The 26,135-nt window shown below is 71.4% G+C and carries 23 protein-coding genes; 12 read left to right on the top strand and 11 right to left on the bottom strand.

What is annotated here, in order from left to right; all coding sequences use genetic code 11:
• The first annotated feature begins 70 nt into the window (after nucleotides 1-70).
• The 4 genes from ACIRQP_RS19395 (at nucleotide 71) to ACIRQP_RS19380 (ending at nucleotide 3,603) form a co-directional block, all read left to right on the top strand.
• Nucleotides 71-1,171 carry a FecCD family ABC transporter permease gene (locus ACIRQP_RS19395; protein ID WP_403891306.1) on the top strand — a complete coding sequence of 367 codons (1,101 nt, stop codon included), beginning with the start codon at nucleotides 71-73 and terminating at the stop codon, nucleotides 1,169-1,171.
• A complete protein-coding gene (locus ACIRQP_RS19390) occupies nucleotides 1,168-2,232 on the top strand; it encodes a FecCD family ABC transporter permease (RefSeq protein WP_403891304.1) in 1,065 nt (354 codons plus the stop codon). Before ACIRQP_RS19395 ends, ACIRQP_RS19390 begins: the two co-directional genes overlap by 4 nt.
• A gap of 169 nt (nucleotides 2,233-2,401) precedes the next feature.
• Nucleotides 2,402-2,869: a DUF6153 family protein gene (locus ACIRQP_RS19385; RefSeq protein WP_403891301.1), complete on the top strand. Its 468-nt coding sequence runs from the start codon at nucleotides 2,402-2,404 to the stop codon at nucleotides 2,867-2,869.
• A 107-nt stretch (nucleotides 2,870-2,976) separates the two neighbouring features.
• The gene (locus ACIRQP_RS19380; protein WP_403891298.1) at nucleotides 2,977-3,603 is read left to right on the top strand and encodes a DUF305 domain-containing protein; all 627 of its coding nucleotides are present in this window, start codon (nucleotides 2,977-2,979) and stop codon (nucleotides 3,601-3,603) included.
• Between the two features lie 153 nt (nucleotides 3,604-3,756).
• Here the strand turns inward: ACIRQP_RS19380 and ACIRQP_RS19375 are convergent, their stop codons facing one another.
• Complete coding sequence (locus tag ACIRQP_RS19375; protein ID WP_403891295.1) at nucleotides 3,757-4,323, bottom strand: GNAT family N-acetyltransferase; 567 nt, start codon at nucleotides 4,321-4,323, stop codon at nucleotides 3,757-3,759.
• Nucleotides 4,324-4,573: 250 nt separating this feature from the next.
• Between ACIRQP_RS19375 and ACIRQP_RS19370 the strand changes: the two genes are divergently transcribed.
• A complete protein-coding gene (locus ACIRQP_RS19370; RefSeq protein WP_403891603.1) occupies nucleotides 4,574-5,227 on the top strand; it encodes an N-acetylmuramoyl-L-alanine amidase in 654 nt (217 codons plus the stop codon).
• A gap of 178 nt (nucleotides 5,228-5,405) precedes the next feature.
• Nucleotides 5,406-5,810: a hypothetical protein gene (locus ACIRQP_RS19365; RefSeq protein ID WP_403891292.1), complete on the top strand. Its 405-nt coding sequence runs from the start codon at nucleotides 5,406-5,408 to the stop codon at nucleotides 5,808-5,810.
• A 75-nt stretch (nucleotides 5,811-5,885) separates the two neighbouring features.
• On the opposite strand, the gene ACIRQP_RS19360 is transcribed toward ACIRQP_RS19365, so the two are convergent.
• Nucleotides 5,886-7,781: a LamG-like jellyroll fold domain-containing protein gene (locus ACIRQP_RS19360; protein ID WP_403891290.1), complete on the bottom strand. Its 1,896-nt coding sequence runs from the start codon at nucleotides 7,779-7,781 to the stop codon at nucleotides 5,886-5,888.
• Nucleotides 7,782-8,028: 247 nt separating this feature from the next.
• Here ACIRQP_RS19360 and ACIRQP_RS19355 point away from each other — a divergent pair, with 247 nt between their 5' ends.
• The 5 genes from ACIRQP_RS19355 to ACIRQP_RS19335 all read left to right on the top strand — a co-directional run bounded on the left by ACIRQP_RS19355 (nucleotide 8,029) and on the right by ACIRQP_RS19335 (nucleotide 13,911).
• On the top strand, nucleotides 8,029-8,520 hold the full coding sequence (locus ACIRQP_RS19355; protein ID WP_403891287.1) for an Lrp/AsnC family transcriptional regulator: 492 nt from the start codon (nucleotides 8,029-8,031) through the stop codon (nucleotides 8,518-8,520).
• Between the two features lie 121 nt (nucleotides 8,521-8,641).
• Nucleotides 8,642-9,457 (top strand): dimethylargininase, encoded by an 816-nt coding sequence (gene ddaH, locus ACIRQP_RS19350; RefSeq protein ID WP_403891284.1) that lies wholly within the window; start codon nucleotides 8,642-8,644, stop codon nucleotides 9,455-9,457.
• A gap of 398 nt (nucleotides 9,458-9,855) precedes the next feature.
• A complete protein-coding gene (locus tag ACIRQP_RS19345; protein WP_403891281.1) occupies nucleotides 9,856-11,397 on the top strand; it encodes a hypothetical protein in 1,542 nt (513 codons plus the stop codon).
• 205 nt (nucleotides 11,398-11,602) lie between these two features.
• Nucleotides 11,603-13,660, top strand: a complete 2,058-nt coding sequence (locus tag ACIRQP_RS19340; protein ID WP_403891278.1) for a heavy metal translocating P-type ATPase — start codon at nucleotides 11,603-11,605, stop codon at nucleotides 13,658-13,660.
• Nucleotides 13,657-13,911 carry a hypothetical protein gene (locus ACIRQP_RS19335; protein WP_403891275.1) on the top strand — a complete coding sequence of 85 codons (255 nt, stop codon included), beginning with the start codon at nucleotides 13,657-13,659 and terminating at the stop codon, nucleotides 13,909-13,911. The genes ACIRQP_RS19340 and ACIRQP_RS19335 overlap by 4 nt, the downstream gene beginning before the upstream one ends.
• A gap of 46 nt (nucleotides 13,912-13,957) precedes the next feature.
• Here the strand turns inward: ACIRQP_RS19335 and ACIRQP_RS19330 are convergent, their stop codons facing one another.
• Genes ACIRQP_RS19330 through ACIRQP_RS19295 form a run of 8 tightly spaced genes read right to left on the bottom strand, consistent with a single transcriptional unit; the run spans nucleotide 13,958 to nucleotide 22,137 of the window.
• Entirely contained in the window at nucleotides 13,958-15,376 is a 1,419-nt protein-coding gene (locus ACIRQP_RS19330; protein WP_403891272.1) for an NADH-quinone oxidoreductase subunit N, read from the bottom strand.
• Nucleotides 15,373-16,878, bottom strand: coding sequence for a NuoM family protein (locus ACIRQP_RS19325; protein ID WP_403891270.1), 1,506 nt, complete (start codon nucleotides 16,876-16,878; stop codon nucleotides 15,373-15,375). Before ACIRQP_RS19325 ends, ACIRQP_RS19330 begins: the two co-directional genes overlap by 4 nt.
• 5 nt (nucleotides 16,879-16,883) lie before the next feature.
• Complete coding sequence (locus ACIRQP_RS19320; RefSeq protein WP_403891267.1) at nucleotides 16,884-18,710, bottom strand: NADH-quinone oxidoreductase subunit L; 1,827 nt, start codon at nucleotides 18,708-18,710, stop codon at nucleotides 16,884-16,886.
• Nucleotides 18,707-19,012: an NADH-quinone oxidoreductase subunit NuoK gene (locus tag ACIRQP_RS19315; RefSeq protein ID WP_403891264.1), complete on the bottom strand. Its 306-nt coding sequence runs from the start codon at nucleotides 19,010-19,012 to the stop codon at nucleotides 18,707-18,709. The genes ACIRQP_RS19320 and ACIRQP_RS19315 overlap by 4 nt, the downstream gene beginning before the upstream one ends.
• Nucleotides 19,009-19,590 (bottom strand): NADH-quinone oxidoreductase subunit J, encoded by a 582-nt coding sequence (locus tag ACIRQP_RS19310; protein ID WP_403891262.1) that lies wholly within the window; start codon nucleotides 19,588-19,590, stop codon nucleotides 19,009-19,011. The genes ACIRQP_RS19315 and ACIRQP_RS19310 overlap by 4 nt, the downstream gene beginning before the upstream one ends.
• A 21-nt stretch (nucleotides 19,591-19,611) precedes the next feature.
• Complete coding sequence (locus ACIRQP_RS19305; protein WP_403891259.1) at nucleotides 19,612-20,556, bottom strand: NADH-quinone oxidoreductase subunit H; 945 nt, start codon at nucleotides 20,554-20,556, stop codon at nucleotides 19,612-19,614.
• The gene (locus ACIRQP_RS19300) at nucleotides 20,549-21,796 is read right to left on the bottom strand and encodes a hypothetical protein (protein WP_403891256.1); all 1,248 of its coding nucleotides are present in this window, start codon (nucleotides 21,794-21,796) and stop codon (nucleotides 20,549-20,551) included. The genes ACIRQP_RS19305 and ACIRQP_RS19300 overlap by 8 nt, the downstream gene beginning before the upstream one ends.
• Nucleotides 21,787-22,137, bottom strand: a complete 351-nt coding sequence (locus ACIRQP_RS19295; protein WP_403891252.1) for an NADH-quinone oxidoreductase subunit A — start codon at nucleotides 22,135-22,137, stop codon at nucleotides 21,787-21,789. The genes ACIRQP_RS19300 and ACIRQP_RS19295 overlap by 10 nt, the downstream gene beginning before the upstream one ends.
• A 399-nt stretch (nucleotides 22,138-22,536) precedes the next feature.
• Between ACIRQP_RS19295 and ACIRQP_RS19290 the strand changes: the two genes are divergently transcribed.
• Nucleotides 22,537-23,646, top strand: coding sequence for a glycoside hydrolase family 19 protein (locus ACIRQP_RS19290; protein WP_403891600.1), 1,110 nt, complete (start codon nucleotides 22,537-22,539; stop codon nucleotides 23,644-23,646).
• A 235-nt stretch (nucleotides 23,647-23,881) separates the two neighbouring features.
• Here the strand turns inward: ACIRQP_RS19290 and ACIRQP_RS19285 are convergent, their stop codons facing one another.
• Entirely contained in the window at nucleotides 23,882-26,014 is a 2,133-nt protein-coding gene (locus tag ACIRQP_RS19285) for an alpha-galactosidase (protein ID WP_403891249.1), read from the bottom strand.
• Between the last annotated feature and the right edge of the window lie 121 nt (nucleotides 26,015-26,135).

The following is a 26,135-nucleotide window of genomic DNA, read 5'->3' as shown; positions in this document are numbered from 1 at the left end:
CGGACAAGGGGGTCCCGGAGAAGAGGGTCCCGGAGAAGAGGGTCCCGGAGAAGAGGAGTCCGCGGTAGCGATGCCCGTGGAGGCGGAGCCGGTGGCCCCGGTCGACGACGGGCGGCGAACCGGCGGGCAGCGAACCGTCAACCCGCCGGGCGCGCGGTCACGGACCGGCGGGCGTCGGCGCGGAAAGCACCTCGCCGCCCTGGTCGTCGCTCTCGCCCTCGTCGTCCTGCTCGTACTGATCAGCCTGGGCGTCGGCGCGCGGGGCATCCCCCTGGGGACCGTGGGGCGTGTGCTGCTCCACGACGACGGAAGCCCGGAGGCCATCATCGTGCGGCAGTTGAGGATGCCCCGTACCGCCCTCGCGGTCGTCGTCGGTGCCGCGCTGGCCCTGGCCGGGGTCGTCATGCAGGCCATCACCCGTAACCCGCTCGCCGAGCCGGGGATCGTCGGCGTCAACGCGGGCGCCTCCTTCGCGGTCGTGATCGCCATCGCCGCGTTCCATGTCACCGGCGTCTCCGGATACATCTGGTTCGCCTTCGCCGGAGCGGTCCTGGCCGCGCTGGTCGTCCACACACTCACCTCGGGCGCCACCCGCGGCCACCACCACACCCGGCTCGTCCTGGCGGGGGCGGCGCTGTCGGCGAGTCTCGGCGCCTGTACGGGCATCCTCACCATGTTCAACACCACGGCGTTCGACTCCTACCGCTTCTGGGTGGTGGGGTCGCTGGAGAACCGGGGTACGGAAGCGCTCACCGCGGCGGTCCCCTTCGTCGTGACCGGCACACTGATCGCGCTCGCGCTCGGTCCGTCCCTGAACGCGCTCGCGCTGGGTGACGAGACCGGGGCGGCTCTCGGCCTCAGAGTCCCCTGGGTGCGCGCCGCCGGTTTCCTCTCGATCATGCTGCTCTGCGGCGCGGCGACCGCCGCCGCGGGGCCGATCGGGTTCGTGGGTCTGGTCGTTCCGCATGTGCTGCGGCTGGTCCTCGGCCCGGACCTGCGTCCGCTGCTCGTCCTCGCGCTGCCCGGCGGCGCCATCCTGCTGCTCGTCAGTGATATCGCCGGACGGGTGATCGCCCCGCCGGGCGAGATCGAGGCCGGCATCGTCACCGCGTTCATCGGGGCCCCCGCGCTGCTCTGGCTCGTCGTCAGGCGCAAGGAGGTCGCGGCGTGAACACTCCGTACCATCCTGCCGCGCCGACACGCGTACTGCGGCTTCCCGGAGAACTCACCCTGCGCTACTCACGCCGGAGCGCCACCGTGACGGCCGTTCTGCTGCTGGGATGCGCGGTGGTATGGGCGCTCGGCGTGTTCACGGGTACGTACCGGATCGACACGGGCCGGATCCTCGACATACTCGCCGGCGGCGGATCGGGGACGGACCGGTTCATCATCGTCGGGCAGCGGCTGCCGCGCGTCTGCGCCGCACTGCTCGTGGGTGCGGCCCTCGGGCTTTCCGGGGCGCTGTTCCAGAGCCTGTCGCGCAACCCCCTCGGCAGCCCGGACGTCATCGGGTTCACCACCGGCTCCACCAGCGGCGCGCTCGTCGTCATCCTGGCCGGCGGAGGCACGGCCGGACTCGGCGTCGGCGCGGGTTCGGTGCTCGGCGGGCTGGTGACGGCGGTGGCCGTGTACGCGTTCACCGCGTCGCGCGGTGTCTCGGGCAACCGGCTGGTGCTCGCCGGTATCGCCGTCGGCGCGATGCTGGCGTCGGTCAACGACTTCCTCATCACCCGCGCCGATCTGGAGTCCGCGGAGAACGCCAAGGCCTGGACGTTCGGCAGCCTCAACGCCGTCTCCTGGCCGCAGGTCGCCCCGCTGGCGCTCGCGCTGCCCGTACTCGCCGCGGCGACCCTGGCCGTGGGACGGCCGCTGCGGCTCATGGAGATGGGGGACGACACGGCAGGCGCCCTCGGGGTGAACGTCGCCCGCGTCCGGGCACTCGGCCTGCTGCTGGGGGTCGCCCTGGCGGGCGCGGCCATCACCGTCGCGGGCCCGATCGGCTTCCTGGCGCTGGCGGCCCCTCAACTGGCCCGCAGAATCACCCGGGCCCCGGGGGCCCCGATCGGCTCGGCCATGCTCACGGGCGCGCTGATCCTCGCCACCGCCGATCTGCTGGCCCAAAGGCTGCTGTCCCCCTTCCAGATCCCGGTGGGGCTCGTCACCGGGGCCCTCGGCGGTCTCTATCTGCTGTGGCTGCTGTCCAGGGAGAAGAGGAACGCCCGACCCCGATGAGAGAGCCGGGGCCGGGCCGGGACCGGGCCGGGCGAGGCCGGGCCGGTGGGCCATGGCCATCGTGGACGCGGGCGGGTCCGGTGGCGAGCGGTCCGGTCCGGGAGAAGAGATCCCTCCCCGACGGCCGGGCCGCGTCAGCTTGGCGCCCTACGTTGTTTACGATGATCGTATGAAGCGATGGTCATCACGCGGCAGGACCCGGCCCACTGGGCCACGGGTCCTTCTTCTGCTGCTGGTGACCGCGGTGATGACAGGTCTGCTGGCGATGCACGGGCTGTCGCCCGTTCCCATGGCGAAGGCTCATGCCGCGTCCGCTCCGGCCTCGCCGGCTTCGGCGTCCGCCATGGGCCCGCAGTCGTCCTCCGTACCCGCGCCCCCCGCTCATGCCATGCCCGCCGGCGCGGTGGACGGGGACTGCGTACATCAGAATCACGGAGGCGGCGGGCATCTGGACCACGCGGATGCCACCTGCGCCGCCGCCGGTGTCGGTGCCGGCCCCGCGCTGCCGACCTCGCTCGCCTCCGCTCTGCCCTCCGGCCCGCTCGACGTGCCCGCCGCGCTACGACAGGCTCCCGGGACGGCGACGGGCGACCGGGATCCTCCCTCATTGAGCGAACTCCAACTCCTGCGTATATAGGCGCCGCTCCCGCGGCCGTCCCCGCTGCCGAGTCGATCGGTTCGCCGGGCCGGTGGCCGCGTTCGGTATGCCCTCATCTCCCCCTCACGCACAGGAGTCGTTCCACCATGACCTCGTACCGTCACGCGGCCCGTACGGCCGCCATCGCCGCGGCCGTGACCGCCGCCGCGCTCACCCTCGCCGCCTGCGGCGGGGACAACGGAAGCCCGTCCTCCACCGCCTCGACGTCCGCGTCCTCCTCGGCTTCGGCCCCAGCCCCGGCAGCGGGCTCGGCGCACAACGCCGCGGACGTGTCCTTCGCGCAGAGCATGATCCCGCATCACCAGCAGGCGGTGGAGATGGCCGACCTCGCCGCCACCCGGGCCTCGTCGGCGGAGGTGAAGAAGCTCGCCGCCGAGATCAAGAAGGCCCAGGCACCGGAGATCAAGACCCTGTCCGGCTGGCTCACGTCCTGGGACGCGCAGGTGCCCACGCAGGGAAGCATGGATCACTCGGGGCACTCGATGCCCGGGATGATGGCCGAGGGCGACATGTCCACGTTGGAGAAGGCGTCGGGCCCGGCGTTCGACACCGCGTTCCTGAAGCTGATGGTCAAGCATCACGAAGGCGCGGTCGAGATGGCCAGGACCGAGAAGTCGGACGGGGCCGACCGGAGTGCCAAGGACATGGCCGGCGCCATCATCACGTCCCAGAGCGCCGAGATCACCAGGATGAACAAGCTGCTCGACCAGTAGCACCGGGGCCCGGGGGGCCTTGGCGACCGGGGCCGTGCCGAATGCGCGGCCCCCGGTCGGTCGCGGGCAGCGCTCGCCGACGAGAGCGGCGCACCGTCACGAGAGCGGCGCACCGCCGCAGAAGCGGCGCCCTGCCGCGGAAGCACTTCTCCGCTACGAGAGCAGCGCTCCGCCACTCCCCGCACGATTCACGACGGCCGGAACCGGGATCACCAGTTCCGGCCGGTCCCACATCACGGCCGGTGGGTTCGCGGCCACGGTGCCGGTGCGACGGGCGCCCACGCTGCGGTAGAAACCCTCGGCGGGCGGATGGGAGACGACCCGGACGGCATCGAGTCCGGCGCCACGCGCCTCGTCCGTCATGTGCTCGACGAGCCGGCGGCCGACACCGAGCCCCTGAGCCGCGTCCGCGACGAACATCAGATCGAGCTCCGGCGGATCGAGAACGAGCGCGTAGAAGCCGAGCAGCCGCTCGTCGGTACGTACAGCGTCCGCGTTGCCCTCCGGCCGTCCGGTCGCCACGGCCAGAAAAACCCGATGGGTCTCGACGTAGTCGGGGCCGACCCGGTACCCCGCGATCATCGGGGCGTACGGCCCTTCGTAGGCGCGGGAGACCCGGACGAGCCGGGTGAGCCGCCGGGCGTCCCGCGCGATCGCCCGTCTGATCGAGACCGTCGCACCGGCCACCCCATCGCCCACACGCGTAACTCGCGAAACCATGGGGAGAGTATTACACCCGCGTCACACCAGACACATGGCGCCCTGTACGCGGCTCCGGGCGGCCGACAGCATGAGGGCCGGGGACGGTGCGCCGAACCGCCCCCCGGAGCGCGTCGCGTATGCCAGAGGTCCAGACCGAGAGCCGTTTTCTTTCTTTGCCCGGCGGTTATTGGCATGGACATGCGGAAGCTTCAGCATGGAACCGCACTACGCGCGTCACCCCTTCCTGGCAATGGATCTCGGAGGCACCATGGAAGCCCACGCCCCCACGCCGTCCCGCCGCGCCTTACTCCGCTCCGGTGCCGGTCTCGGCGCCGCCGCGCTGGGACTCGCCACGGTCTCCGCGTCCACCGCCCAGGCCGCCGGCGAAGGGCGTGCCCCCGACGAACGGAGCGCCGCCGTCACCGGACCGCGGGCCTCCGCCGCCTATCCGCCCACCCACTGGATCCCGGCCAGCAGCTCCAACTACACGGTGTCCAGCCGTCCGACGACATATCAGGTCGACTTCGTCGTCATCCATGTGACGCAAGAGACCTTCCCCGACGCGATGAAGATCTTCCAGGACCCGGCCAAGAAGGTCTCCGCGCACTACATGGTCGCCTCGGCCGACGGCTATATCGGGCAGTTCGTGCGCGAGAAGGATGTGGCCTGGCACGCGGGCAACTGGAACTACAACACCCGCACCATCGGCATCGAGCACGAGGGCTGGGTGGACAGGCCGGAGTACTTCACGGACGCGATGTACGCGTCGTCCGCGGCGCTGACCGCCGCCATCTGTGCCACATACGGCATCCCCAGGACACGCGAACACATCATCGCCCACAGCGAGGTCCCCGGCGCCACGCACACCGATCCGGGCCGGCTCTGGGACTGGGACCGGTACATCGATCTGGTCAACAGCTGACCGGTCCGGTGTTCCACCAGGGTTGCGGACGGCGGCCGTTGTCGACCGCGCCACCGAACACAGCGGGTACGTCGCCCCGTTCGGGTGAGGAATCCCCTCCGGTCTGGCGGTCGTCCCGTCCCGCGTGCCATAAGGAAGAGGCCACATCCCATAAGGGAAAGAGAACACCGTGTACAGAATGCGCACGGGGCGCCGCGTCGCCTCGGCTCTCGCCGTACTCGTGATCGCCGGCTCCGGGCCACTGGCCGCCACACCCGCCGGCGCCGCCGGATCTCCCGCCGTCTCTTCCGCGGCGGACGGCTCGGCCGGCCCCCCGGCCACGCGGTCGGCGAAGGTGCCCGTGGGAGAGCCTCGGGGCAAGGTCGTCTCGCGGATCACCCTGAGCATCCGCGAGGAGCCGACCTCCCGCTCCGCCTATCTGGGCGGCCTGCGGCCCGGTACGGTCATCCCGCTCTTCTGCAAGGTCAGGGGCGAGAACGTGGACGGCAACAACCTCTGGTACCTGCTCGGGGACGCACGGCCCGGCTATGTCGCGGCCCGTTACGTCGAGAACCAGTCGCCGGTGCCGTACTGCCGGCGCTGACCGTCCCGCGAGAAGCGAGCGTGCCCGCCGGGTGGCGACGGACGTGAGCCCGCCGCCGCCACCCGGCCCGCCGCGTTACGCGAACGGGGTCAGGAAGTCCTTGGGCGCGAGCGCCCGGCTCACGATGCGGGTGTCACCGATCCAGCCGTAGAAACCCTGGCCGAACTGCTCGTCGAACTGGGTGGCGCCCAGGACGAAGGGCTTGCCCAGCGTGGCGATCCCGGTCGACTTCTGGGTCGGGTTGCGCGCGATCTTCGAGCCATCGACGTACATCACCGTACGGCGGGCGTCGTTGACGAGGGCGATATGCATCCAGCGGCCCACCGGGACGGCGTGGCTCCAGGAGGTGGGGTCGGCGTCCTGGCGCTGCGGGTAGACGACGAACTGGAGGAATCGCTCCGGGGAGAGATTGAGGCTGCACGTCGGCTCGTCGGGCGACCAGCCGGTCGTCTTGCCCGCGTCGCCGTTGCGCCCTTCCCAGCTCAGGATCCCCATCCAGGCGTGATCGCCGGCGAACGGCTCGGGCAGCTTGATGAAGGTCTCGATGGTGTAACCCGAGGTGAAGATGGCGCTGTTGAGAGGGGCGCCCGCCGCGGTGGTGAGGACCGCGCCGCGGTCCGGGGCCTTGCCTCCGTCGAAGCGCAGGCTCGCGTGGGCGGGCTGGCCGAGATGGTGCTCGGCCGACCAGGTCAGCGCGTCGGCGCCGCTCGTGTGGAGCCGACGTACCGTCAGATCGTTGCCGTTGCCGGTCAGGTCACGGGCGACCCTGCCGTCCGTCACGGGCTTGCCCGCCTGGCCGCCGTCCGGTAGGCCGGAGGAGTCGAACCGCCAGTACGCGACGGTGCCGCGCGGCATCACCGCGGAGGCGGGCCGCGGGGCGGGCGGTGTGGCGGGGGCGAAGCCCGCGAACCGTTCGGTGAAGTCGATGTCCAGGCTGAACCGGTCGACCGGGCCGGTCAGTTCGATGGTCTCGGCCTCCAGGGGTGTCCGCTTCTCCGGATCACGGGCGAGGAACCACGGTGAGAACGTCTCGACGTCGATGACTCCGCGGGCCAGATCGAAGCCGTACAGCCGGATCATCCCGGCGCCGCCGTAGTAGCGGTCCTGGTAGTTGGTGATCTGGACGTGTACGTCATGACCGGCGTCGTTGGTCAGTACGGTGCGGCCCGGAGGCCAGTAGTGACCGCCCAGGGCCAGGAAGATCTGGTCGTTGCCGCGGACGATGCCGTCCCACAGCCGCTTGCCGTTGTCCGACAGCTGGGCCTGACCGTCGTCGTCCGACCACGCGAGGTCGTGGGTGGTCAGCACGGCGGGCAGTGACGGGTGCTTGTCGAGCACGCCCTGCGCCCAGCGCAGTCCCGCGTCCGACACCCGCCAGTCCAGGGCGAGGACCAGCCACTCGCGGCCCGCCGCGCGCATCACGTGGTAGGTGTTGTAGCCATCGGGCGAGGCACCCCCGAAGGTCGGCATGGACGAGTAGCGCTTCGGCCCGAAGGCCTTGAGGTACGCGCTGTCGCCACGCTGGTCGTCCATCGACCCGTTGATGTCGTGATTGCCCGCGAGGACGCTGTAGGGCACCTTGCCGTGCAGGGTACGGAAGGTGTCGGCGGCGAGTTCGATCTCTTCCTCGGTGCCGTGCTCCGTGACATCACCGAGGTGCGTCATAAACGCGATATTCGCTTCGTCACGCTCCGAGACGAGGTAGCGGAACGTCTCGCGCAGTGGCGCCGGGTCGGAGCTGTCGGCATCGAAGAGATACTGGGTGTCCGGAAGGACCGCCAGCGCGAACCGGGGGCTGTCGGCGTCGAACCGGTCTCCACCGCCCCCGGCCGTGGCCGCCGCCGTCGCTGTCGCCGCCCGCGCCGGTACGGTACCGAGCGCCGTCGCCGCGGCGCCCGCGGCCGGTACGACGAGCGCGGCCTGAAGCAGCGCCCGTCTGTCCAGATTCTTGTTGCTGTCCGCCGTACTCATGCGCACTCCATGTTCTGGATGTCCGTGTCCGCTGCACTGTGCTGATCCGCCGTGTCCGTCCGATGGCAGGGAGCTGAACGGCCGCCGCCCTCCGCCGCACGAATGGGCCCACACGGCGCGAAGCGACCCGGATCGTACGGTGAGGTCCGCCCCGGGCGAGTTCACCGCTGACGCCGTCGTAGTGATGCACGAAGATCGTCGCAACGGCCGCGCGACAGCGCGTGTGCCCGAGTGGAGGGGATTCCTGATGCGCCGTCACGGAACTGTTCTGGATGACCTCGATCGCAAGATCCTCACAGCGCTGATCGCCGACGCCAGGGCGAGTTTCAAGGAGATCGGTCTGTCCATCGGGCTGTCGGCGCCCGCGGTGAAGCGCCGGGTGGACCGGCTGCGGCAGGACGAGGTGATCACCGGCTTCACCACGGTGGTCACACCGTCGGCGCTGGGCTGGCACACCGAGGCGTATGTCGAGGTGTTCTGCGAGGGGGCCGCGCCCCCGAAGCGGCTTGCGGAGGTCGTACGGAACCACCCCGAGATCCAGTCGGCCGTCACCGTGACCGGTCGCGCCGACGCGATCCTCCACATCAGGGCGCTCGACGTCGAGCACTTCGAGGACGTCCTCGAACGGATCCGCGCGGAATCGTTCGTGAAGGAGACGCACAGCTTCGTGGTGCTGTCCCATCTGCTCCCGAGCAGCCCCGAGGCGGGCTCGGGACGCTTCTCACGGATTAACGAGTAGCCGCTCTCACGCCTTCACACGCAACAGAGTTGCGGTCCCGCGCAACATTCCTCTCTTGTTCGCGTGTCCCGGGCCTCCATATTCTGGTGCTCATCTCGCCGGTTCCACGAAAGGGCCGTTCATGAGGGAGCGACGGACAGCGAGGAAGCGCCGTTATCTGGTGTGCCCGCCAGATTATTTCGAGGTCCGCTATGCCATCAACCCCTGGATGACATCGGCGGAGCCGGTGGATTCCGCGCTGGCTCTGCGGCAATGGGAATCCCTCGTCTCGGTATACCGGGATCTGGGGCATGACGTGGAGACGATGACACCCGTCGCCGGTCTGCCGGACATGGTGTTCGCCGCCAACTCCGCTCTGGTGCTCGGCGGCAGGGCGTTCGGGGCGCACTTTCTCGCACCGGAGCGGCGGCCGGAATCCGGTCACTACCGGGCGTGGTTCGAGAGCGCCGGCTTCGAGGTGGGCACCCCTGTCCATATCTGCGAGGGAGAGGGCGACTTCACACCGGTGGGAGGGCTTCTCCTCGCCGGGACGGGATTCCGTACGCTGCCGCAGGCGCACCAGCAGGCCCAGGAGTTCTTCGGTGTACCCACGGTCAGCCTGCGCCTTGTCGACCCGCTCTTCTACCATCTGGATACGGCGTTGTTCGCGCTCGACGACGACAATGTCGCCTACTATCCGGGCGCGTTCTCGCCGGGAAGTCAGCGCGTGCTGAAAACCCTCTTTCCCGACGCGCTGATCGCGACAGCGCAGGACGCCAAGTGCTTCGGGCTCAATTCCGTGTCGGACGGACACCATGTGGTCATCGCCCGGGACGCCGCCGGTCTCATCGCGGCAGTGGCGGACCGCGGATACCGTCCGGTCCCGGTGGATCTCTCGGAATTCCGGAAAGCCGGCGGCGGGGTGAAATGCTGTACGCAGGAACTCCGTACACAGTAGGTGCGTACGGTGGAGCGGGACGACCTCGTCATGACGAGGTCGTCGACAGCCGGCCGGTGCGGGGCCGGGCGAGTCCGTGGTGGATACCGCTGAGGATGAGCCGAAGGCCGTAGCTGAACCGCCGGGCGGGGTCGGCGTCTTCCGCGGACCCGCTCCCTGGTCCCGGCGATCGGTCGACGGCGCCCCAACCGACGTGTGTGGCAAGGCGGTTGGCCCTAGAATTCGGTAACGGGCGCTTTGTCGCGTCCGACGGATTGGGGGGCACGATGTCTTGGGATGAGCCGGACGGGGACAGACGGAACACCGGGGCCGGAGGGTTCGGCGGGCCCGGAAATGGGACCGGGGGGTTCGGGGAGCCCGGCAGCGGGACCGGGGGGTTCGGCGGAGCCGGAGGGTTCGTGGTGCCCCCGCCGCCCGCCCAGCCGCCGGCCGCACCGCCTCCGCCTCCCGGGCCCGCGGACCCGGCGCGGGCCGTCGCGGTGGCCCTGCTCAACCTCACCGGCCTTGGGCTCGGTTACGCCCTGATGCGCCGCCGGCTCGCGACGGCGGTGTGCGTGATCGTGACCGGTGTCCTGCTGGTGATCGCCCTGCCCGCGGAGCCGGACGGTGTCTCCGGTGGTGTACTCACCGCCTACGTCGTCCTCCTGGCCCTCGCGGCCGCTCACGGCGCGGCCCGCGGGCTGCGCACCCCGCTGGTCTGGCCGCCGCGGTCGCCCGTCGCCGTGCTGCTCGGTCTCGTACTCCTCGCCGCACCGGTCGGAGGAGTCGTCCTCTACGAGGGGGCGCGCGAGGAGGCCACACAGCAGATGCTCCTCGACCGCCTCGGCCAGGCCGATCAGCTCGTGCGGACCGCCAGGAGCAAGCCGTTCGAGACGGCCGAGACGGACTACACCACGGCGCTGGCCGTCTACCGCGACCTCCGTGAGGACCACGCGGATTCCCGGGCCGCCAAGCGCGTTCCCGACCGGCTGAACACGTACTACAGAACGGTCGGCGCTCCGTACGACGAGCGGAAGTACTGCGAGGCGATCGCACCGCTGAACCATCTGCGGTCGGTGCCGGACACCATCGGCGAGAAGGTTCTCGGCTCGTTGGTCAGCTGGCCCGACGACCGGCTCGCCACCTCGCTCTACGAGTGCGGGCTGCCCGGTCTCGGCAGCGCCACGGGAGGCGCGGAGACCGGTGGTCACCTCGACGAGCTGCTGACCACCTTCCCCCGTTCCGCGCAGGCCGCGCGGGTCGAACCGGCCGTCGGCTCCGCGATCGACAAGACCGCGAAGGACCTGAAGGGCGGCGAACCGTGCGCGGCCAACGAGACGATGCGCATCCTCGCCGACCAGGCCAAGGCCCTGCCGGGCGACGCGGCGGGCCTGTCCGCCGCCCTGGACAAGGACGCGGCGAGGGCGAGGGGGCATGTCCAGGCCGGTACGTACGCGTGCGGCGTGGACCAGTACAGGGACGGCAAGTTCGACGAGGCGCAGGACACGATGGACGAGTTCGTCGGCACGTACAAGAACGACAAGAACCGGACGCGCGCGCAGAAGATCGCCATAGCCGCGGAGATAGCCCAGGACGAGCCCGCCGCGGGTAAGCGTCTGCCCACGCTGGCCTCCGGCGGCGGCATCACCGTCACCATCAGCAACGACAGCCCCGAAGCGGTCGAGATCCTCTACACGGGTCCGGTCACCGGCAGCGTCAAGCTCAAGGCCTGCGGCGGGTGCAAGAGGTACCAGAGCTCCGTGGCCGCGTCGGTCAGCGCCTGTCAGGGCGGCGAGAACTACCCCAGCAAGACGATCAGCCTGCCCGCGGGCACCACCTACTTCCTGCACAAGTCCACGGGCGGATCCGCCTCGACCGGTACGGACACGACCAAGATCGAGCCGGGCTACACGTACACGGAGTGTGCCTACGTGGTCGAGGGCCTCGGCACCGGTTTCTAGGGCGTGTCTGATAAATAGCGCCGTCCGCCCGGAGGCCAGGCGGGATGTGTCAGACACGGCCTAGGCCGTACAGGGAAGTCCCGCCCGCCGCTGGTGGGCGGGACTTCGCGGTTCCGATCCGCAACAATAAATGAAGAGGTGTTCATTCATTCCTGTATGGTGGACGGGTCGCTCGGTGCCGTCCGCCGTGAAGGAACCCACTCGCATGTCTTTCGCCCTCAACGATCGCCCGGCCCGGGTGACAGCCCCGCGAGGAACCGTCGCCCCCCGGCGTCGTACACGCGTGTTCGCACTGCCCGAGGCCCGCTGGGCGGCCGCGGCGCTGGCCCTCTTCCTGATCGCCCTGCCCCTGCAACTGACCGGCGCCCCGCCATGGACCTGGGGACCGCTCTACGCGCTCGCCTATGTGACCGGCGGCTGGGAGCCCGCCTGGGCGGGGCTCCGAGCGCTGCGGGAGAAGACCCTCGATGTCGATCTGCTGATGATCGTCGCGGCGATCGGCGCGGCCTCGATCGGGCAGGTGATGGACGGCGCGCTGCTGATCGTCATCTTCGCCACGTCCGGCGCGCTGGAGGCCCTGGCCACCGCCCGTACCGCGGATTCCGTGCGCGGCCTGCTCGACCTCGCGCCCACGACCGCGACCCGACTGCTGGACGACGGCGGGGAGGAGACCGTCGCCACTGAGGACCTCATGGTCGGCGACACCATCCTGATCCGACCCGGCGAGCGGGTCGGCGCCGACGGCCGCGTACTGGACGGCGCCGGCGAGGTCGACCAGGCGACCATCACCGGGGAGCCCCTGCCCGTACTCAAGGAGTCCGGGGACGAGGTGTTCGCCGGGACCCTCAACGGCACCGGCTCGCTGCGGGTGAAGGTCGAGCGCGACGCGTCCGACTCGGTGATCGCCCGAATCGTGACGATGGTCGAGGAAGCCTCCGAGACCAAGGCGCCGACCCAGCTGTTCATCGAGAAGGTCGAGCAGCGGTACTCGGTCGGTATCGTCCTCGCCACCCTCGCGGTCTTCGGCGTTCCCCTGGCCTTCGGCGCGAACCTGACCGATTCGCTCCTGCGGGCGATGACCTTCATGATCGTGGCGTCTCCGTGCGCCGTGGTGCTGGCCACGATGCCGCCGCTGCTGTCCGCCATCGCCAACGCGGGACGCCATGGCGTACTGGTCAAGTCCGCCGTGGTCATGGAACGGCTCGGCCAGATCGACGCCGTCGCCCTGGACAAGACGGGCACGCTCACCGAAGGCACCCCGCGTGTCACCGACATCCGTCCGCTGACCGGTGCCGGACCGACCGCTCCGACCGCTCCGACCGCTCCGGCATGGCCGAACGGGCCGACCGGGCCGACCGGGCCGACCGGGCCGACCGAGGACGGACTGCTGAGCCTGGCGGCGGCGGCCGAGCATCCCAGCGAGCACCCGCTCGCCCGCGCGATCGTCGCCGCCGCCCGTGAACGGGGCCTTGCCCTCCCGGACGTACGGGACTTCTCCTCCTCCCCCGGCGTCGGGGTCACCGCCGTCGTCGACGGCCGTACGGTCGCCGTCGGCGCGCCCGCGCGTCTCCTCGCGGACACCGCCGACCCGGCCGTGGTCATGGTCGTGGGCGAGTTGGAGGACGGTGGCCGCACCGCGGTCCTCGTCCAGTACGACGGTGTCCCCGTCGGGGTGCTGGGCATCGCGGACCGGCTGCGCCCCGGCGCCGCCGCCACCGTCGCCGCCCTCACCACCCTGACCGGCACCGCCCCCACCCTGCTGACCGGTGACAATCCGCGAGCCGCCGCCCGCCTCGCCGCGGAGGCCGGTATCACCGATGTCCGCGCCGGACTGCTCCCGCAGGACAAGGTCACCGCCGTACGGGAGTGGGAGGCGGCCGGCCGCAGGGTGCTGGTGGTCGGCGACGGTGTCAACGACGCCCCCGCGCTGGCGGCCGCCCACACCGGGCTCGCCATGGGCCGGGCCGGCTCCGACCTCGCTCTGGAGACAGCCGACGCGGTCATCGTCCGCGATGAACTCGCCACCGTGCCGACCGTCGTCGCGCTCTCCCGCGCGGCCCGTCGTCTGGTGGTGCAGAATCTGATCATCGCCGGGGTGTTCATCTCCGGCCTGGTGATCTGGGACCTCGTCGGCCATCTGCCCCTGCCGCTCGGCGTCCTCGGACACGAGGGCTCGACCGTCATCGTGGGCCTCAACGGCCTGCGCCTGCTCCGCGACGCGGCCTGGCGCCGCGCCGCCGCACCAGCCGGGGAGGACCGATGAGCCGCCGCGGTCGGGAGGCCGCCACCCCGCCGGGGGCTGCCCGTCCCACAGTGACCGTCTGCCGCGGCTGCTGCTGCGGCACCCCCAGGGCCCCGCACCTGGACCACGCCGCTCAACTGGCGGATCTGCGAACGTCGTTGGCGGATGTGGCCTCCCTGGGGCGTGTCTTCAAAGTCCCGCCTGCCCGGCGGCGGCCGGCGCGCACGCTCGCCGCGTTGTCGGGATCACCCCAGTACGTCCACTGGACCTGACCCGCCGATGGCCCGGTGATCCGGGCCACCGGCACGCGCGGCCCGTTCAGGGCGCCGGACGGCCGTCCAGGATCCCGAGAACGGGCCCGCCGAGCAGACCGAGTACCACCGAGGCGGCGGCGATCGCGCAGGCGAGGCCGCCGGCCGTCCGCGACCACGCGCGAGGCGTCGTCGCGGCGGGGCCCGAGACGGCCGCGGCGATCCAGCGCAGATAGTAGAAGAGCGAGGCCACGGTGTTGACCGCGGCGACGACCGCCAGCCAGGCGTAGCCGCCGTCGAACGCCGCGCTGAACGCCTCCAGTTTGCCGAGGAAGACGGCGGTGGGCGGCGTTCCCACCAGGCCGAGCAGACAGACGATCAACGCGCCGGTCAGCGCGGGCCGTTCCCGTATCAGGCCCCGGTAGTCCTCGATGGCGCTCGCCTCCGGCCGCGCGCAGACGACGGCGAACGCCCCGAGGTTCGTCAGCGCGTACGCCGCCAGGTAGTACAGCAGGGCTCGCTGGTCGATGTCCGTACGTCCCGCGACGGCGACGGGGAGCAGGAGGTAGCCGACCTGGCTGATGGTCGAGTACGCGAGCAGTCGCTTGACGTCCCGCTGGAAGAAGGCGGCCAGATTTCCCACGGTCATCGACGCGACGGACACGACCGCCACCAGTTCGGACCACGGAACGGAGGTGTCCGCGAGGGGTACGGCCGCGAGGCGGTAGAACGCGGCCAGCGCACCGATCTTGGGCACGGTCGTGAGGAACGCCGCCACGGGCGCCGAGCTGCCCTGTACGGCGTCCGGAACCCAGAAGTGCGCCGGTACACCGCCCGCTTTGAACAGCACCCCGGCCAGCAGCGCCACCACACCGGCGGCCACCAGCCCCACGGACGTCTCGGGCAGTCCGGTCCGCAGGACGGGATACGACGTGCCGCCTCCGGCGGCGAGCAGCAGCGTGATCCCGCCGAGCATCAACACACCGAGGAGGGCTCCGACGACGTAGTACTTCAGTGCCGCCTCGGTCCCCGGCCCGTCCTTGCGGAACCCGGCCAGGGCGTACGCGGGGACGCCGGCCAACAGATAGCCCGCCGCGAGCAGCAGCAGGTCCTGGGTTCCGGCGAGCATCAGCGCCCCCAGCGCCGAGAGTTGCAGCAGCACGTAGAACTCGCTCTCCCGGCGGTTCGCGTGGAGCGGGCCGACGGCGAGGGCCAGGACCAGCAGAGTGCCGCCGAGGATGACGATCCGGCTGGTGTTCGTGACCGGGTCGACCGCGAAGGAGGCGCCGAACGCGGTGGTCGTCGGCCCGGCGGCGGCCACGGCGGACGCCACGATGCCCGCGCCGCACGCCGCGAGCGCCAGTGCTCCGGTCAGCCACTGCCGGCGCCTCGGCAGCCAGGCGCCCAGCAGCAGTCCGAGGACGGCGGACGCGGCGAGCAGTACCTCGGGAAGCAGAGGGAGCGGGTTCGCGTTCATCGCCGTCATCGCGCGAGCAGCTCCAGCACTTCTCGGGAGGCCGGCTCGATGACGTCCAGCACGAAGCGCGGTGCGAGCCCGAGGATCACGCCCAGGCCGAGCAGAGGAACGACGGCGGCGCTCTCGTGGGGCCGGAGGTCGGGGAACGGTTCCGCCGCGCCCGGTGCGACGGCCGGCAGCCGGAGCGTGCCGAGGAAGACCTGTTGCAGGGCGCGCAGGAACAGGCCCGCGGTGATCAGGATCCCGAGCACGGCGAGCCCGGTCGCCACCGGCCGCGGGCCGAGACTCCCGGTGAGGATCTGGAATTCGGCGATGAAGCCGGAGAACCCGGGCAGCCCCAGCGAGGCGAACGCGGCGACGCCGGTCAGCGCCGCGAAGACCGGCGCCCGTCCGGCGACGCCCGAGTACGCCGCCATGTCGTACGTGCGCCCGCGTTCGTACAGCACCCCGGCGAGCAGGAACAGCGCTCCCGTCAGCAGGCCGTGGCTGACCATCTGGAACACGGCGCCGGTGACGGCGAGTTGGCGCGCCTCCGCTCCCGTGGCGACGGACGCCGCCGCGCCGATCGCCAGGATGATGTAGCCCATGTGATTGACCGAGGTGTACGCGATCATCCGCTTGAAGTCGCTCTGGGCGAGCGCGACCAGCGCCCCGTACAGCACGGAGACCACACCGACCACGACGAAGACCGTGGCGTACTCCCGCCAGGCGCCGGGGAGGATCGGCAGGGCGATACGCAGGAATCCGTACGTGCCCATCTTCAGCAGGACCCCGGCGAGGATCGCCGACCCCGCCGCCGGTGCCTCGGTGTGCGCCGGAGGCAGCCAGGTGTGGAAGGGGACGGTCGGTGTCTTGACCGCCAGGCCGACGCCGATCGCGAGCAGGACGAGAGCTCCGTACAGGGACCGTCCGGCGAGCGGGTTCTCGCGGGTCAGATCGACGATGTCGAAGGTGTGCGGGGAGGCGGCCAGATACAGGCCGATGAATCCCAGGAGCAGGGCCAGCGAGCCGATGAAGGTGTAGAGGAAGAACTTCAGCGCGGCACGGACCGCGGCACGGTGTCCCCACCCCGCGATGACGAAGTACATCGCCACGATCGACAGATCGAAGAAGACGAAGAAGAGGATCAGGTCGAGGGCGACGAACAGCCCCAGACAGGTCGTCTGGAGGAACAGGAAGAGCGCGGCGAACTCGCGGACGCGTCGTCGCTCGCGCCACGCGTACAGCGCGCAGGCCAGGAACAGCACACAGGCCATCGCGACCAGCGGCAGGGACAGCCCGTCGACGCCCACGTGGTAGCCGACCCCGGCGCTGGGGATCCAGCGGGCCCGGGTCTCGTACCGCATCCCGTCGCCGGCCCCGTACCCCCACCACACGGCGATGGTCAGGGCCAGTTCCGCCGTGGCGGTCGCCACCCACGCGGCGGGGAACAGGCCGCGCGGGGCGCTGCGCGGGGCGCAGAGCAGCAGAGCCGCGACGGCGGTCGGGAGCAGGACGATGGCCGTGAGCACGGCGGTCACCTCATGAGGACGAGTACGACGGCGAGGACGGTGAAGGCGACCACAGCCTGGGCGAGGTACTGATGCAGCTGACCGGTCTGCGGCATGCGGGCCCAGCGGCCGAGTGCGCGCGCGCCGGCGGCGACGCCCTCGACGGCGCCGTCCACACGCCCTTCGGCCCGGCGGTCGGTCCAGCGCGCGAGCCGCAGGACGCCACGTGCGCCGCCCTCGACGGCGCGGTCCAGTACGCGGTCGTCGAACGCGGCCAGGGCGCGGGCGAGCCGTATCACCGGCCGTACGAGGAGGAGGCGGGCGGCGGCCTCCAGACCCAGCCAGTCGGCCGCCCACCGGCGTCCGGGGGAACGCGGGCCGCCCACCCACACGACGACGGAGGTGACCAGGGCGAGCGCGCCGGAGAGTACGAACCCCCCGGCCACCGGGGCCGGTTCGGCGGGGACTCCCAGTACGCGGCCGAGGGCCTCGCGCCCCGGCGGGAAGCCGAGCACGGTCAGTCCGGCGCACGCGACGGCGAGGGCCACCAGCGGCGGCCGGGACACCCGTGGAAGGGTCACCTCGGCCGTGTCGGTGGGCTGCCAGACGAACCAGAGCGCCTTCACCGCGTACACCGCCGACACGACGGCCCCCGCCAGTGCGGCCACATACAGCGTGGCGTTCTCGTGCAGCACCGCGGCGAGGACGACATCCTTCGCCGCCCACAACGACAGCGGCGGGACTCCGGCGAGCGTGAGGGCCGCGACGGTGAAGGTGACTCCGGCCGTACGGTTCCGGCGCGCCGCACCGCGCAGGGCGGGGAGTGTTCTGGCCCCCAGGGCGGCCAGCCAGCAGCCCGTCACCAGGAACGCGAGGCTCTTGGCCGCCGCGTGGGCCATCAGCTGTATGGTCGCGCCGGTGGCCGAACCGACGCCAGCGGCCAGCACCATGAAGCCGATCTGCGCGCAACTGGACGCGGCCAGCAGCTGCTTGAGGTCGCTCTGCCCGACCGCGACCAGACCGAGCAGCACGGCGGTGACCGCGCCCGCCCAGGCCACCGCAGTCCCTCCCCAGCCGGACGCGGCAAGCAGCGGTTCCAGGCGGATCAGCAGATACGCGCCCGCCACCACCATGGTCGCGGAGTGCAGCAGGGCGGAGACCGGACTCGGCCCCTGCATGGCGTGCGAGAGCCAGAAGCTGAAGGGGAGTTGGGCCGATTTGCCGAGTGCGGCGGCGATGACCCCCGCGGTGATGACCGCGAGCCAGGGCCCGGTGGCGCGCGGAAGATCCGCGAGGGCGAGCGTGCCGGCCCCACCGGCCGCGAGAGCGGCCCCGGCGGCGAGATACAGCCCGAGGTCCGCCGCGCGGGTGGTGAGGAAGGCGGTGTTCGCCGCCCGGCCGCGCTCGGGGTCGCGCCACCAGAAACCGATGAGTGCCCAGGAGGTGGCGCCCATCATCTCCCAGGCCATCAGCAGTACGGGGAGCGTCGCCGCCGTCACGGTGGTCAGCATGGCGCCGCTGAACAGGAGCATGAGCCCGAAGAAGCGGGCGCGCGCCTCCCCGGGGCGGATGTCGCCGACGCTGAGGACCAGGACGGCGGTGGTGATCGCCGCCACCGTCACGGCCATCAGCCCGGAGAGCCCGTCCACCGCGAGCCGCACGGGCAGCCCGTCGAGCAGCGGGGCCCCGGCCGCCGGACGGCCGAGGGCGACCGCGATGGCGAGGCCCAGGGTGACGAGGGCGGTGGCGACCGCGGCCACGGGTGCGGCCCGGTCGGCGGCGCGGCCCATGACCGCGAGCAGGGTTCCCGCGGTCAGCGGCAGCGCGAGCAGCGCCCACAGCAGGACGCTCACTCCCTCAGCTCCGCCGCCATGTCGGTCATGTCGACCTCGCGGGCCCGGAACAGCGCGGTGACCACGGCGAAGCCGATGGCCATCTCCACGGCCATCACCGTGACCGCGAGGACGACCAGCACCTGGCCGTCGGCGGCGGCGGGCGTGATGTAGTGCCAGACGGCCGCGGCGGCGACGATGATTCCGCCCACCATCAGTTCGAGCCCCATCATCAGCATGACGACCGACTGCTGGGTCAGGGCGCCGAACAGCCCGGTGCTGAACAGCGCGGCGGCGAGCAGGAGGAAAAGTTCGAGACTCATCGGCCGCCGCCTCCCCGCGCCGGGTCTCCGGCGGTACGGGTCCGGGCTCCAGCTCCGGCTCGCAGGTCGTCGCCGAACCGGTCGTAGCGTCCGCGGCGGGTGGCGAGAGCCACCGTGGCGACGATGGTGGCGAACAGGGCCAGCCCCAGGGTCATCATGGTGAGCATCTGCGATCCCATCAGCGACAGACCGAGCGCCGTCGTGGGATCGTCCGGCGCTCTTCCCTTCCGGGCGGGCCAGGGCGCGAGGAGCACGCCGACGGCGAGCACCACGAAGACCGCCGCGCTGATCCAGGCCGCGCCCTTCTTGTTGTGCACCATCGACATGGGCAGGAGACCGGCCGGGTTCATCATGTACATCACCATGAACACGGCCATGATGGCCATCTCGATGGTCATCATCAGGATGATCACCACGCCGAGGTAGTCGAGACCGAGCAGCAGAACCTCGCCGCCGACGCAGAGCAACGACATCAGCAGGGCGTATGTCGCCCGCGCCATCGAGTCGAAGCGGAACACCATGATCCCGGCGGCGACCGCGAGGACGGCGAGCGCCCAGAAGATCACGTCGTCACGCATCGGCGGCCTCTCGTCGCTCTGTCATCGGCCGAGCACGACCACGGCCACGAAGAGCGCCTGAAGAAGCGTCAGCGGTACGAGCACCAGCCAGGCGAGCCCCATGTACCGGTCCATGCGCAGGACCGGCAGCAGCCGGCGCCCCGCGACCAGCAGGGCCAGTACCACCGCGGTCTTCAGAACGGTCCACGCCCAGCCGGGCAGCAGCGGCCCCTGTCCGCCGCCGAGGAAGAGCGGCACGCTGAAGGCCGCCGTCACCACGAGCAGCAGCCACCGCCCGCCCAGGAACACCAGCCGGTCCACGCCCGACAGCTCCATCGCCGCTCCGCCCGCCGTGTCCCGTCCCACCGGCCCGCCGAACGGCCCCCAGAACGACATGGCCATGGCACTCAGCAGATAGACGACGAAGGCGACCGGCATCCACACCACGAACCAGAGCCCGTCCTGAGCGGCGACGACATCGCCGACCCGCAGGGACTCGGCGCCCAGGGCCGCGGTGGTGAGGGCGAACATATGCGGAAGCTCGTACGCCAGCCCCTGCGCGAGGAAGCGGTATCCGCCGATCAGTGACAACGCCGAGTCGGGACCCCAGCCCACCAGCCACACCGCCGCCCAGGCGAGGGCCTCCATCGCGTTGAACCACACCACGCCCACGCTCGGATCGCTGACGGCGCGAAACCCCCAGGGCAGCACCGCGCCCGCGAGTACGGCGGCCACGGGCACCAGCACCACCCCGGTCCTGCCCAGCGCCAGGTCCGCGGCCGTCGTCCGGCGCCGCTGCTGTACGAGGAGGCGCAAGCCCTCACGCACCGGCGCCGCCGCCCGAACGCACCATTCGCGTGGTGTCGCCGCGCGTCCCCGCTCCGCCCCGGCCGTCAGTGCCGCGTCGAATCCGGCCGTGACGACGGCCGCGGCCACCAGCACGGCGGGCAGGACCACGGTGGCCCACAGAGGCGCGGATTCAGACATGGGCCGTCCCCGCCGCCGGTGTGGCCGCCACCTCGTCGATATCGGGATCGAGGCTCGCCAGAATGACCCGCGCGCACCAGAATTCGGCCCCCGCGAGCAGCTCCGGCAGCACATCGAGAAGCGCCCGCGAGGGCGGACGGTCCCCGTCGAGGTCACCGCGCGGTCCGCGCATGTCGCCGGGGGCCAGTGGCCGAGTGTCGTCGAAGTCCCCTACGGCCCGGCCGATTTCCGTCAGCCAGAGGTGGAGGCGGGCATAGGCGTCACCGTCGGCCGCGAGGGCCGGGCCCGTCACGCCCCGTTCCCGCGCACGAGCCGCGGGCAGCGGGCCGAGTCCCGTGAGGAGCCACCGCAGGGGCCGGGACCGCCCCACCCTCCCGGCCAGGCGGTGCAGTTCCGCGGTCGTACGCGCGGGGTCCGGGCCTGCCAGCACCTCGTCCCGGAGGCGCCGGGAGCGGGCGGCGGGATCAGCCCATCCGACGACGGCGAGCAGTCTGCCGAGGCTGTCGAGATGGGCCGCGCACCGGCGGCGGGCGGCGGTCCCGCGCGTGATGTGCGCACCGCGGGCGGCCCGCAGCCAGGGTGCGGGCCAGAACGGCGCGCCGTGCGGCGTCCCGGGGAGATGCCCGGCGTCGGCCCGCTGGACGATGTCCCCTTGCAGCGCGCAGCGCAGGATCAGCCCGGCCGGCCAGTCGGCGAGTGCCGGTCCCAGCGGCACATGCAACTGGTCCAGCCGGAGCCCGTCCCTGTCGTCGGCCCGTTCGGCCAGGGGCAGACCCGCCACCTCGGACATCGCGTGTGTGTCGTGGCCGTGGTGCCCGTCGTGACCGCCGTGGCCCTCGTGGCCGTCGCCGTCCGGGCGCGTACGCGGGCCGTGAGCACCTCGGGGCGTGGGCTCGCGCCGGGTGGGGCGCGGTGTCGTTCCCGTACCCGGCTGTGCCCATAGCCGTGCCCGTACGTCATCGAGCAGACGGGCGGCGTCACCGGGCTCCGTCACGGTGACGCGGACGGCCGGGCGCGGTACGGAGCGTTCCAGATCGTCCAGCCACCGTGCGCGGGCGGGCACCGGGGCCCCGCAGACCACCAGCCCGTCGGCGGCGGCGGGCGAGGCCATCACCGGCCACCCCCGGCGCCTGAGCTCCGCCTCGACACCAAGCCGGGTCCCGGTCGCTCCCGGCCAGGTCACGAGGAAGACGGCGGGACGCTTCATGGCGGTACGCCGCAGAGCGACTCTCAGGTCCATCGGAAGGCCCCCTCGCGCCAGGCATAGGCCACCCCGGCGAAGAGAACTCCGAGAAACAGGAACATCTCGATGACGGCGCTCGCCCCGACCCGCGACACCACCTTGACCCACGGGTACATGAAGAGCATCTCCATGTCGAAGGCCAGAAAGATCATGGTGACGGGGTACCAGCGCACATGGAATCGCGAGAACGCGTGTTCCTCGGCGGGCAGTCCACCGGCGAACGGACCTGATTCCAGCGGGGTTCGGTCGACGGCCAGCCATGCTGCCAGTCCGTACAGCGCCGCCAGACCGGCCACGACCACCGCGAGGAGAACCAGTACCGGCTGCCACCCATCCACCTCGCCCCGCCTCCGCTCTCTCCCGTTCGTCCCGGAACGACCTCGATTGCTCATGGTGTGCCGTCGGCACACGCATGCCGTGGAGGCGCGGCCCATGACGTCCGGCGAGGAGGGATACGGGGTGAGGGGGGAGCGCGGTGAGGACTCGACAGCCCGGAGCCGCGCCGATCGCGCACCGGCGAAGATCTCACGTGCGGGTCGCCTCGTCCGCCCGGTCCCGTACCGGTCGCGCGGTACTGCAATTGGTCCATACCAAGCCCTTGACGTGGGCTTCGCTCACACCTTGAATCAAGTATTGAACTCCCTTGTCAGCTCCCCCACTTGTGTGCTTCTCGCGAAAGGTATGACATGGGCATGAGAATCAACTGGAGACGCGTGGTCGCCCGGCGGCGCGTCTCCATGACCCGCAGGGCGGCGTACGCGGCCGTCGGCTCGCTCGTCGTGGGTCTGCTGAGCGTGCTCCCCGCCTCTCCCGCCGCGGCCGCCACCGGCCAGATCAGCGGACTGGCGGGCAAGTGCGTCGACGTGGCGGCCGCTTCGAGCGCCAATGGCACCGCCGTGCAGTTGTACGACTGCAACGGCTCCGGCGCCCAGCAGTGGAACGTCGGTTCGGACGGCACCATCCGCGCCCTCGGCAAGTGTCTCGATGTCGCCAACAATTCAACCGCCAACGGGGCCGTGCTCCAGCTGTGGGACTGCACCGGCGCCGCCAATCAGCGGTGGGCCGTGACCGCCGCGCGGGACATCGTCAGCATCGCTGCCGACAAGTGCGTCGATGTCACCGGCAACAACTCGGCCAACGGAACCAGGTTGCAGATCTGGACCTGCACCGGCGCCACGAACCAGAAGTGGTCGGCTCCGGCCCCCGGCGGCGGCAACCCGAGTCCGGGCGGATTCGTGGTCTCCGAGGCCCAGTTCAACCAGATGTTCCCCGGCCGGAACCCCTTCTACACGTACAGCGGTCTGACCGCCGCCCTCGGCGCCTACCCCGCCTTCGCCAAGACCGGCAGTGACACGGTCCAGCGCCAGGAGGCGGCCGCCTTCCTCGCGAACGTCAACCACGAGACCGGCGGCCTGGTCCATGTCGTGGAGCAGAACACCGCCAACTACCCGCATTACTGCGACTGGGGCCAGCCCTACGGCTGCCCGGCGGGCCAGGCGGCATACTACGGTCGCGGCCCGATCCAGCTCAGCTGGAACTTCAACTACAAGGCGGCCGGTGACGCGCTCGGCATCGACCTGCTCAACAACCCCTGGCTCGTGCAGAACGACGCGGCCGTGGCCTGGAAGACCGCCCTCTGGTACTGGAACACCCAGTCCGGCCCCGGCACCATGACCCCGCACAACGCGATGGTCAACCAGCGCGGCTTCGGCCAGACGATCCGCAGCATCAACGGTTCCCTGGAGTGTGACGGGCGCAACCCCGCCCAGGTCCAGAGCCGGGTCGACGCCTACCAGCGCTTCGTCTCGATCCTCGGCACCACTCCTGGCGCCAACCTCTACTGCTGACCTCCGGGACAGCGTCGCGTAGCCCGATGAAGATCTCGGGGGCCGTCCGGCCGCGTGCCGGGCGGCCCCCGTCGTGCGTCACGCACAACGCAGAGCGGGGCGTGGGCCGTGGCGGACACGCTCACGAGCCCCAGGACCGGGCGCCGACCGCGTCGGGTCCGGCTCCGGCGGCGAGCTCCGGCACCGGCCGTCGGGCCCCGCCGCCGGAGCCCCTGCCGCCCGGGGCCCCTCTCCCCTACGCCTCCTCGTCCACCCTGATCAGATGCAGGGACGTGCTCGCCCAGTCCCCGGCCGGCAGTTCGGGCGTGATCCCGTACCCGGTCAGCACCGACGCGTGATGCACGGCGCCGGTACGGGCGTCCCGGTAGCGTGCGGTGGGGTCCAGGCCCGCGAGCCTGAGGGCGGGGCGCGGGGTGCCGTGGCGCGGTGCCCGCTGCCAGACCAGCACGAACACCTCCCGCCGGTCCGTGGTGGTGTACTGCACGGCGGACGGCGCGTCGTCGACGGGACCGCGCAGCCGGTGCAGGATGCCGTGCTGCACGATATGGCGGACCTTCTTGTACTCCGCCACCCACTCGGCGCCCTCGGCGCGCTCGGCCGCCGTCCAGCGCGCGAGATCGCCGCCCACCGCCAGCACCCCCGCCATCGCGACATGGAAGCGGTAACGCAGCGGCACCGAGCGGCCGGTGAGCTGGTTGGGCACGTCCGTCACCCAGGCCGCCATCGTCCGTGCCGGGTAGATCTGGCCGAAACCGTGCTGGATCGAGACGCGGTCCGCCGCGTCGGTGTTGTCGGAGGGCCACGCCTGGTCCGTACGGGAGAGGATGCCCAGGTCGACACGGCCCCCGCCCCCGCTGCACGTTTCGATCCGCAGCCCCGGGTGGTCCGCGCGCAGCCGGTCGATGACCTTGTACAGGTTGTGTGTGTACCGCGTCCACAACACGTCCGCGCCGTCCTCGCGGCCGGGCCAGCCGGCCTCGCTGAAGGCGCGGTTCATGTCCCACTTGAGGAAGTCGATCCCGTTCTCCGCGACCAGCCGCGTCAGCCAGCCGTACGCCCACTCGGCCACATCGTCCCGGGCGAAGTTCAGCACCAGCTGGTTGCGCAGCTCGGTGCGGGTGCGGTGCGGGAAGTGCAGTACCCAGTCCGGATGCGCGCGGTACAGGTCGCTGTCCGGGTTGACCATTTCGGGCTCCACCCACAGGCCGAAGCGCATACCGAGCCGGTGGACCTCCTCGATCAGCGGGGTGAGCCCGGCGGGGAAGCCCTTGACCGCCGGCACCCAGTCGCCGAGTCCGGCCGTGTCGTCGCGGCGCCCGCCGTACCAGCCGTCGTCGACGACGTAGAGCTCCACTCCGAGCTCCGCGGCCCGCGCCGCCAGCGCCTTCTGCCCGGCCTCGTCGACCTCGAAGCCGGTGGCCTCCCAGGAGTTGAACAGTACGGGGCGCGACTCCTCGGGGTGCGGCAGCACATGGGCCAGGATGTACGCGTGCCAGGCGCGGCTGGCCGCGCCGAAGCCGCCGTCCGTGTACACGGCCGCGTAGCGCGGGGTCACGTACTCCTCGCCGGGACCGAGCGGAAGTGACGCCCCGTCATGTCCGGCTCCGCCGGTGAAGGCCGTACGTCCGTCGGAGGTGCGCTGCACGGTGACGTGCCAGCTTCCGCTCCAGGCCAGGGCCGCGCTCCACACCTCACCCCGGTCCTCGGTGGCGTCGCCGGCGTCCAGCATCAGCCATGGGTTCGCGTGGTGGCTGGTGATACCGCGCCGGCTGGTGAGCACGGTCTCGCCGTGCGGTACCGGCTCCCGGTGGAGCGCGCCCTCCGCCGACCACTGTCCGGTGACATGGCTGATCCGGTAGTCGTCGCGCGGCGGCAGCGTCCAGGCGGCGGAGTCCGCGCGGGCCAGTGAGAGCGGTTCCCCGCCGGTGTTGCGCAGCACGGTCCAGCGCTCGATGACATCGGTGTCCTCGTGGACGCGGTAGTGCAGGGTGACCGCCAGCGGGTAGTGGCGGTCGCGGAACTCCCATGCCAACTCGGCTGTTCCCGGCGCCGGTTCGCTGGTGCGGTGGCCCACGTACTGCCACTCGAAGGCGCGGGTGCCGTCGGCGAACCGTACCCGCAGGGAGGGCGCTCCGTAGCGCGCCCCTCCGTCGACGGGCAACTCCTCGCCGACCGCCGGCCGGCCCTCGAAACTACTGATCTCCGTGGCCGGCGGAGGCACGAGTTGCGCGGCCGCCGCGAGGGTCAGCCGCGGTCCCCACGCGAGGTGGCAGGGCGCTCCCGTCTCATCGACCCGCAGCGCGTAGGAGGTGCGCGCGGTGGAGAGCAGCCAGACCCCGGAGGCCGGGGCGAAGGAGATCAGAGACATTGATCCTCGCGTTCAGTTAGCGCCACAGGAGAGGTGAGCAGCCAACCTCTCCTTCGATCGACTGTCAACACCACCACAGGATCTTTCTTTTGCAGGTTGAGGGTACTCACAGAAGGTTCTT

Origin of the sequence: Streptomyces sp. NPDC102274, from assembly GCF_044766385.1 — a bacterium.
Taxonomy (GTDB): domain Bacteria; phylum Actinomycetota; class Actinomycetes; order Streptomycetales; family Streptomycetaceae; genus Streptomyces.
Note: the sequence above shows the minus strand (reverse complement) of the source record. Positions and strands in the feature narration are given on the sequence as shown.

Coding starts and splice junctions, on each gene's coding strand:
- ACIRQP_RS19395 (WP_403891306.1), top strand. CDS start 71: ATGCCCGTGGAGGCGGAGCCGGTGGCCCCGGTCGACGACGGGCGGCGA.
- ACIRQP_RS19385 (WP_403891301.1), top strand. CDS start 2,402: ATGAAGCGATGGTCATCACGCGGCAGGACCCGGCCCACTGGGCCACGG.
- ACIRQP_RS19380 (WP_403891298.1), top strand. CDS start 2,977: ATGACCTCGTACCGTCACGCGGCCCGTACGGCCGCCATCGCCGCGGCC.
- ACIRQP_RS19375 (WP_403891295.1), bottom strand. CDS start 4,323: ATGGTTTCGCGAGTTACGCGTGTGGGCGATGGGGTGGCCGGTGCGACG.
- ACIRQP_RS19370 (WP_403891603.1), top strand. CDS start 4,574: ATGGAAGCCCACGCCCCCACGCCGTCCCGCCGCGCCTTACTCCGCTCC.
- ACIRQP_RS19365 (WP_403891292.1), top strand. CDS start 5,406: ATGCGCACGGGGCGCCGCGTCGCCTCGGCTCTCGCCGTACTCGTGATC.
- ACIRQP_RS19360 (WP_403891290.1), bottom strand. CDS start 7,781: ATGAGTACGGCGGACAGCAACAAGAATCTGGACAGACGGGCGCTGCTT.
- ACIRQP_RS19355 (WP_403891287.1), top strand. CDS start 8,029: ATGCGCCGTCACGGAACTGTTCTGGATGACCTCGATCGCAAGATCCTC.
- ddaH (WP_403891284.1), top strand. CDS start 8,642: ATGAGGGAGCGACGGACAGCGAGGAAGCGCCGTTATCTGGTGTGCCCG.
- ACIRQP_RS19340 (WP_403891278.1), top strand. CDS start 11,603: ATGTCTTTCGCCCTCAACGATCGCCCGGCCCGGGTGACAGCCCCGCGA.
- ACIRQP_RS19335 (WP_403891275.1), top strand. CDS start 13,657: ATGAGCCGCCGCGGTCGGGAGGCCGCCACCCCGCCGGGGGCTGCCCGT.
- ACIRQP_RS19330 (WP_403891272.1), bottom strand. CDS start 15,376: ATGACGGCGATGAACGCGAACCCGCTCCCTCTGCTTCCCGAGGTACTG.
- ACIRQP_RS19315 (WP_403891264.1), bottom strand. CDS start 19,012: ATGAGTCTCGAACTTTTCCTCCTGCTCGCCGCCGCGCTGTTCAGCACC.
- ACIRQP_RS19310 (WP_403891262.1), bottom strand. CDS start 19,590: ATGCGTGACGACGTGATCTTCTGGGCGCTCGCCGTCCTCGCGGTCGCC.
- ACIRQP_RS19305 (WP_403891259.1), bottom strand. CDS start 20,556: ATGTCTGAATCCGCGCCTCTGTGGGCCACCGTGGTCCTGCCCGCCGTG.
- ACIRQP_RS19300 (WP_403891256.1), bottom strand. CDS start 21,796: ATGGACCTGAGAGTCGCTCTGCGGCGTACCGCCATGAAGCGTCCCGCC.
- ACIRQP_RS19290 (WP_403891600.1), top strand. CDS start 22,537: ATGACCCGCAGGGCGGCGTACGCGGCCGTCGGCTCGCTCGTCGTGGGT.
- ACIRQP_RS19285 (WP_403891249.1), bottom strand. CDS start 26,014: ATGTCTCTGATCTCCTTCGCCCCGGCCTCCGGGGTCTGGCTGCTCTCC.